Annotated in this window: 6 protein-coding genes; all 6 read left to right on the top strand. The window is 44.2% G+C overall.

The features are described from left to right. The first annotated feature begins 107 nt into the window (after positions 1-107). Positions 108-1,169: an AI-2E family transporter gene (locus MOF34_RS11115; RefSeq protein ID WP_268400175.1), complete on the top strand. Its 1,062-nt coding sequence runs from the start codon at positions 108-110 to the stop codon at positions 1,167-1,169. Between the two features lie 332 nt (positions 1,170-1,501). Further along, a complete protein-coding gene (gene alaS / locus MOF34_RS11110; protein WP_268400174.1) occupies positions 1,502-4,138 on the top strand; it encodes an alanine--tRNA ligase in 2,637 nt (878 codons plus the stop codon). 84 nt (positions 4,139-4,222) lie between these two features. Next, complete coding sequence (locus tag MOF34_RS11105) at positions 4,223-4,489, top strand: IreB family regulatory phosphoprotein (protein WP_003225903.1); 267 nt, start codon at positions 4,223-4,225, stop codon at positions 4,487-4,489. Between the two features lie 7 nt (positions 4,490-4,496). Further along, positions 4,497-4,913: a Holliday junction resolvase RuvX gene (gene ruvX / locus MOF34_RS11100; RefSeq protein ID WP_003225905.1), complete on the top strand. Its 417-nt coding sequence runs from the start codon at positions 4,497-4,499 to the stop codon at positions 4,911-4,913. A gap of 17 nt (positions 4,914-4,930) precedes the next feature. Beyond that, positions 4,931-5,212 (top strand): DUF1292 domain-containing protein, encoded by a 282-nt coding sequence (locus MOF34_RS11095; RefSeq protein WP_019715208.1) that lies wholly within the window; start codon positions 4,931-4,933, stop codon positions 5,210-5,212. A gap of 134 nt (positions 5,213-5,346) precedes the next feature. Beyond that, positions 5,347-6,426, top strand: coding sequence for an endolytic transglycosylase MltG (gene mltG / locus MOF34_RS11090; RefSeq protein ID WP_268400173.1), 1,080 nt, complete (start codon positions 5,347-5,349; stop codon positions 6,424-6,426). Positions 6,427-6,543 lie beyond the last annotated feature (117 nt).

Raw genomic sequence — 6,543 nt, 5'->3', positions numbered from 1 at the left:
CGTTTTCTCTACAAGCTGAGGATACTCTTCGAAGAGTATCCTTTTTGTTATGAGGAGAGAGAATAATTCCCACCGTTCCTCAAATGATATAGAAGAGGTGAAAGCAGATGCTTCAAAAACCGGTGCAGCTTTTATTGTGGGTGGCAATTTGTTTGCTGGTCCTGTTAACAGTGTACGTCTTTTTTATGCTTGATATGTTATGGTCGCCCTTTTGGCTCGTCATAAAAACGATCTTTATTCCTTTAATCATTTCCATTTTTATTTCTTATTTATTGATCCCGGTCACGGAGTGGCTGCACGGCAAAGGATTGCCGAGGACTTTGAGCATCCTTGTGATTTATGTTCTTTTTTTTGGCGGAATTGGCTGGGCGCTGTATAAAGGGGTGCCTGTTTTAATTGTGCAGCTGACGGATTTATCAGAAAATATACCTATGTTTGCCGAAACATATAATGGGCTCCTTCTTCACGTGCATAACCATACTGATGACTGGCCTGACGGCATGCACCATCGTATAGATAAATTGATCCGCCAGACGGAGGCGTTTTTTGCGGGAACGATAGAAGGTGCAATCAGCGGGATCCGAAACGTGCTTGATTATTTCTTAATTGCGGCAACAATTCCTTTTCTCGTGTTCTATATGGTAAAGGATATTGAGTTGATGAAAAAGACAGTATGGTACTTGACTCCGAAGTCGTGGAGAAAGCGGGGAAGCGCCTTTTTACGGGATGTGGATGACTCCCTTGGCGATTACATCCGCGGCCAGCTTCTGGTCTGCTTGATTCTCGGCGTGATGGCGGGCCTTTCGTTCTGGATATTCGGACTTCCGTATCCGTTGATCTTGGGTCTTATTTCTGGGATAACAAATGTCATACCGTATTTTGGTCCGTTTATTGGAGCGATTCCTGCGCTTTTAATTGCGATGACGATCTCAGTCAAAGCGATTCTTGTTGTGGTGATTACAGTGTTTATTCTGCAGTTTATGGAAGGGAATATCCTCAGTCCGTTCATTGTCGGCCGAAGCCTTAAAATGCATCCTGTCGTTATCATGCTCGCGCTGCTTGCCGGAGGAGAGCTTGCGGGAATCGTCGGAATGATTCTGGCTGTTCCTGCGACGGCTGTTTTAAAAGTGATGATGATCCATTTTTTACGGATGAGGACGGAGCATTGACATTGGCGTGCAGCTTGTCTATAATTTCTCGTAGAATACATACGAATCTCGAGTGACGGATCTGAGTACGCCGAAGCCCTGTTAAAGAGAGAAGCTCCGTAAGCTGAAAGGAGCTTTATCAGAAGATCGGAGGAAGCTAATCCTGAGTGCAGTTAATCACTGCCGCATATCCTGCGTTACAGGGTAAAAGGTGACGGGCGAATGTAAGGCCCGTAATCAGGGTGGTACCGCGAGACAGCTCTCGTCCCTGTGTAAACGCGTGGTTTGCATAGGGGGAGGGCTTTTTTGCTGTCACTGAAGAGAATTTCGATTTTTATAGAGGAGGAAATACAATGAAACACTTAACTTCTGCGGAAGTGCGTCAAATGTTTTTGGATTTCTTTAAAGAAAAAGGACATGCGGTAGAGCCAAGCGCGTCATTAGTGCCTCATGAGGATCCTTCACTGCTTTGGATCAACAGCGGTGTTGCGACGCTGAAAAAATATTTTGACGGCCGTGTCGTTCCGGAAAATCCAAGAATCGTAAACGCTCAAAAAGCGATCAGAACTAACGATATAGAAAATGTAGGGAAAACTGCGCGTCATCACACATTCTTTGAAATGCTTGGAAACTTTTCCATCGGCGATTATTTCAAAGAAGAAGCCATTACATGGGCGTGGGAGTTTTTAACGAGTGACAAGTGGATCGGTTTCGACAAAGAGCTTCTCTCTGTTACGGTTCATCCTGAAGATGAAGAGGCTTATGAGTTTTGGGCGAAAAAAATCGGTATTCCTGAGGAAAGAATTATTCGCCTGGAAGGGAACTTCTGGGACATCGGTGAAGGACCGAGCGGACCGAACACGGAGATCTTCTACGACCGCGGTGAGGCATATGGAAATGATCCAGAAGATCCGGAGCTTTACCCAGGCGGAGAAAACGACCGTTACCTGGAAGTATGGAATCTTGTGTTTTCTGAGTTCAACCATAACCCTGACGGCACGTACACGCCGCTTCCGAAGAAAAACATTGATACGGGCATGGGGCTTGAAAGAATGGTATCTGTCATCCAGAATGTCCCGACAAACTTTGATACCGATTTATTTGTTCCAATCATCAAAGCAACAGAAACCATATCTGGTGAAACATATGGCACAGACAATGTGAAAGACACTGCGTTTAAAGTGATTGCCGACCACATCAGAACGGTTGCGTTTGCTGTCAGTGACGGAGCGCTTCCGTCAAATGAAGGACGCGGCTATGTATTAAGACGTTTATTGCGCCGGGCTGTGCGTTATGCCAAAACGATCAACATCCACCGTCCGTTCATGTACGATTTAGTGCCAGTTGTCGCTGAAATCATGGCTGATTTCTATCCTGAAGTGAATGAGAAATCGGATTTCATCGCAAAAGTCATCAAAAATGAGGAAGAGCGCTTCCACGAAACACTTAATGAAGGGCTTGCCATCCTGTCAGAAATGATCAAAAAAGAAAAAGACAAGGGCAGCAGCGTTATTTCAGGTGCTGATGTGTTTAAACTGTACGATACGTACGGATTCCCGGTTGAGCTGACTGAAGAATACGCGGAAGACGAGAACATGACGGTTGACCATAAAGGCTTTGAAGAAGAAATGAATCAGCAGCGTGAACGGGCAAGAAATGCTCGCCAGGATGTCGGCAGCATGCAGGTTCAAGGCGGCGCATTACGCGACGTGACCGATGAAAGCACATTTGTCGGCTACTCTCAAATAAAAACTGATGCTAATGTCATTGTGCTTCTTCAGGGCGGCCAATTTATTGATGAGGCCCATGAAGGAGAAAGCGTACAAATTATTCTTGATGAAACACCGTTCTATGCAGAAAGCGGCGGCCAAATCGGGGATAAAGGCTATCTCCGCAGCGAACAGGCAATAGTGAGAATTAAAGACGTGCAAAAAGCGCCGAACGGCCAGCATGTGCATGAAGGTGTTGTTGAGAGCGGTACTGTTCAAAAAGGTCTGCATGTTACTGCTGAAGTTGAAGACCATATGAGAAGCAGCGTCATTAAAAACCATACGGCAACGCATTTATTGCATCAGGCACTAAAAGACGTTCTTGGAACTCATGTTAATCAGGCGGGATCTCTTGTGACTGAAAACCGTCTTCGTTTTGACTTCTCGCACTTTGGCCAAGTGACAAAAGAAGAGCTTGAGCAAATTGAAAGAATCGTCAACGAAAAGATCTGGGCGAGCATCCCGGTCAATATCGACTTGAAGCCGATCGCTGAAGCAAAAGAAATGGGAGCGATGGCTCTATTCGGCGAAAAATACGGGGACATTGTCCGGGTCGTTCAAGTCGGAGATTACAGTTTAGAGCTGTGCGGCGGCTGCCATGTCAGAAATACAGCAGAAATCGGCCTGTTTAAAATCGTTTCTGAATCTGGAATCGGAGCAGGCACAAGACGGATTGAAGCTGTAACGGGACAAGGCGCTTACATCGAAATGAACAGCCAGATTTCAGTATTAAAGCAAGCTGCTGACGAGCTGAAAACAAATATCAAAGAAGTGCCGAAACGAGTAGCGGCTCTGCAGGCTGAACTGAAGGAAGCACAAAGAGAAAATGAATCTCTTCTTGCGAAACTCGGCAACGTGGAAGCAGGAGCGATCCTGTCAAAAGTAAAAGAAGTTGACGGCGTGAGTGTCCTTGCGGAAAAAGTAAATGCAAAAGACATGAACCATCTCCGCACAATGGTTGATGAACTAAAAGCAAAGCTTGGCTCTGCGGTGATCGTGCTTGGTGCGGTACAAAACGATAAAGTCAATATCTCTGCCGGAGTCACAAAGGATCTCATTGAGAAAGGCCTGCATGCCGGCAAGCTGGTCAAACAAGCTGCGGAAGTTTGCGGCGGAGGCGGCGGAGGCCGTCCGGATATGGCGCAGGCAGGCGGCAAACAGCCGGAAAAATTAGAAGAAGCTTTGGCTTCTGTAGAAGATTGGGTGAAATCCGTTTTATAATTTGCTTATGTAGTGTAGAATGATGGTAAGATTAGGACCCCAGGCTGAACTTTGCCTGCGAATTTGGGAAAGAGGTGCAAAACGGTGAGCTCGTTTGATAAAACGATGAAATTTAATTTCTCCGATGATTCTGCTGAGACTAACGTAAATGAGGTGCTGATTACAGTGTATGACGCGCTTCAGGAAAAGGGCTACAATCCAATCAATCAGATTGTCGGATACTTGCTGTCAGGTGATCCCGCTTATATTCCTAGGCATCGTGACGCTCGCAATTTAATTCGCAAACTTGAAAGAGACGAATTAATCGAGGAATTGGTGAAGTCTTATTTAGAACAGCATAAAGAGGCGTAAATTAAAAATGAGAATATTAGGACTCGATTTAGGAACCAAAACACTCGGTGTTGCTCTGAGCGATGAAATGGGCTGGACTGCTCAAGGCATTGAGACCATAAAGATTAATGAAGCGGAAGGCGATTATGGTTTATCCCGTTTATCTGAACTGATAAAAGAGTATACTATAGATAAAATCGTGCTGGGCTTTCCTAAGAACATGAACGGAACAGTCGGCCCGAGAGGCGAAGCTAGCCAAACATTTGCGAAAGTGCTTGAAACAACGTACAATGTACCTGTTGTGCTGTGGGACGAGCGTCTTACCACAATGGCGGCAGAAAAAATGCTGATTGCAGCTGATGTCAGCAGGCAAAAACGAAAAAAAGTCATTGATAAAATGGCGGCTGTCATGATTTTGCAAGGATATCTCGACAGCTTAAATTAAAGCCAGAGGTGAAGAAAATGGAACACGGCGAAAAAAATATTACAATTGTTGACGATCAAGGAAATGAACAGCTTTGTGAAGTGCTATTTACATTTGAAAACGAAGAGTTTGGCAAGTCTTATGTGCTGTACTATCCAATGGAAGCAAAAGAAGACGAAGAAGTAGAAATTCTCGCTTCCAGCTTCACGCCAAACGAAGACGGTGAAAACGGTGAGCTATTCCCGATCGAAACTGACGAGGAATGGGATATGATCGAAGAAACACTAAACACGTTCTTAGCGGACGAAGACGAAGAATAAAACACCGCAACAAAGCCGGAGCCATACTGCTCCGGCTTTTTTTCTGCTGTATCAAGGCCCTTTCAGCTTTTTTTGTAATAAATTGCCGAAATACAATGAATCATGTAGTATAAGAGCTGATGGGAGGAGACCTAATGTATATCAATCAGCAAAAAAAATACTTCAATAAAAAAAGAATCATACTGTCTTCCATTATTGTGCTGCTTCTCATCATTGGCGGGGCATTTTTATATGGGAAATCATTGCTTGAACCTGTAGAAAAAGACAGTAAAACGACAGTTAACATTAACATTCCGAGCGGCTCATCTGTTTCGGCCATCGCATCGATATTAAAGAAAAACGATGTCATAAATAGCGAGAAAGCATTTCAGTATTATGTGAAATATAAGGGTGCTTCCGGGTTTCAGGCGGGATTTTACCATCTGAATAAAGGAATGGATTTGGATGCCATTATTCATAAGCTGACAAGCGGGGCTACAAGCTATGCCTTTCAAATTACAGTAACTGAGGGAGCACAGCTGACACAAATCGCAGCCGCTGTTGCTGATGAAACGAAATACTCCAAAAAACAAATTATAGCGAAGCTGGACGATGATACATTTATTCATCAGCTGAAGAAAGAATTCCCGGACACTGTGACAAACGATGTTTTCAATAAAAACATTAAGCATCCGCTGGAAGGGTATCTGTTCCCGGCTACTTACCCTTTTCACGATCCGGACACGTCACTTGAAGACATTATCACGGCAATGGTCAAACAGACAAATTCTTACGTGGAAACGTACAAATCTGAAATGAAGAAAAATAAACTATCTGTGCATAAGCTGCTGACGATGGCTTCTTTGATTGAAGAAGAAGCGAGTGAAAAAGCCGACCGCCATAAAATTGCGAGCGTCTTTTATAACCGCTTAAAAGAGAAAATGCCGCTCCAAACAGATCCGACCGTGCTGTACGCGGCAGGCAAGCATAAAGATCGGGTACTATATAAGGATCTGGAGATCGATTCTCCGTACAATACGTACAAAAACACAGGACTGACGCCAGGGCCGATAGCCAATGCCGGCAAGTCGTCATGGGAAGCGGCGCTGCATCCAGATCAAACGGACTATCTGTACTTCTTGGCCAAATCAAATGGTGAGGTCGTATTTACAAAAACACTAAAAGAGCATAATAAAGCAAAAGAAAAATACATCACCTCAAAAAATGAGAAATAAAAGGAGAGCAAAAAGCTCTCCTTTTATTCGCTTTCCTCAAGGTTTTATGATAAAATATATCGGGTTGTTTACCGATGTATCATGAGGTATTCAGAGAGTGTCCTGTGTAAAAAGACT

It is taken from the genome of Bacillus sp. T17B1, assembly GCF_026796395.1.
Classification (GTDB): Bacteria; Bacillota; Bacilli; order Bacillales; family Bacillaceae; genus Bacillus; species Bacillus spizizenii_A.
This window is presented reverse-complemented; position numbering and strand designations above follow the sequence as displayed.

Coding starts and splice junctions, on each gene's coding strand:
- mltG (WP_268400173.1), top strand. CDS start 5,347: ATGTATATCAATCAGCAAAAAAAATACTTCAATAAAAAAAGAATCATA.
- ruvX (WP_003225905.1), top strand. CDS start 4,497: ATGAGAATATTAGGACTCGATTTAGGAACCAAAACACTCGGTGTTGCT.
- alaS (WP_268400174.1), top strand. CDS start 1,502: ATGAAACACTTAACTTCTGCGGAAGTGCGTCAAATGTTTTTGGATTTC.
- MOF34_RS11095 (WP_019715208.1), top strand. CDS start 4,931: ATGGAACACGGCGAAAAAAATATTACAATTGTTGACGATCAAGGAAAT.
- MOF34_RS11115 (WP_268400175.1), top strand. CDS start 108: ATGCTTCAAAAACCGGTGCAGCTTTTATTGTGGGTGGCAATTTGTTTG.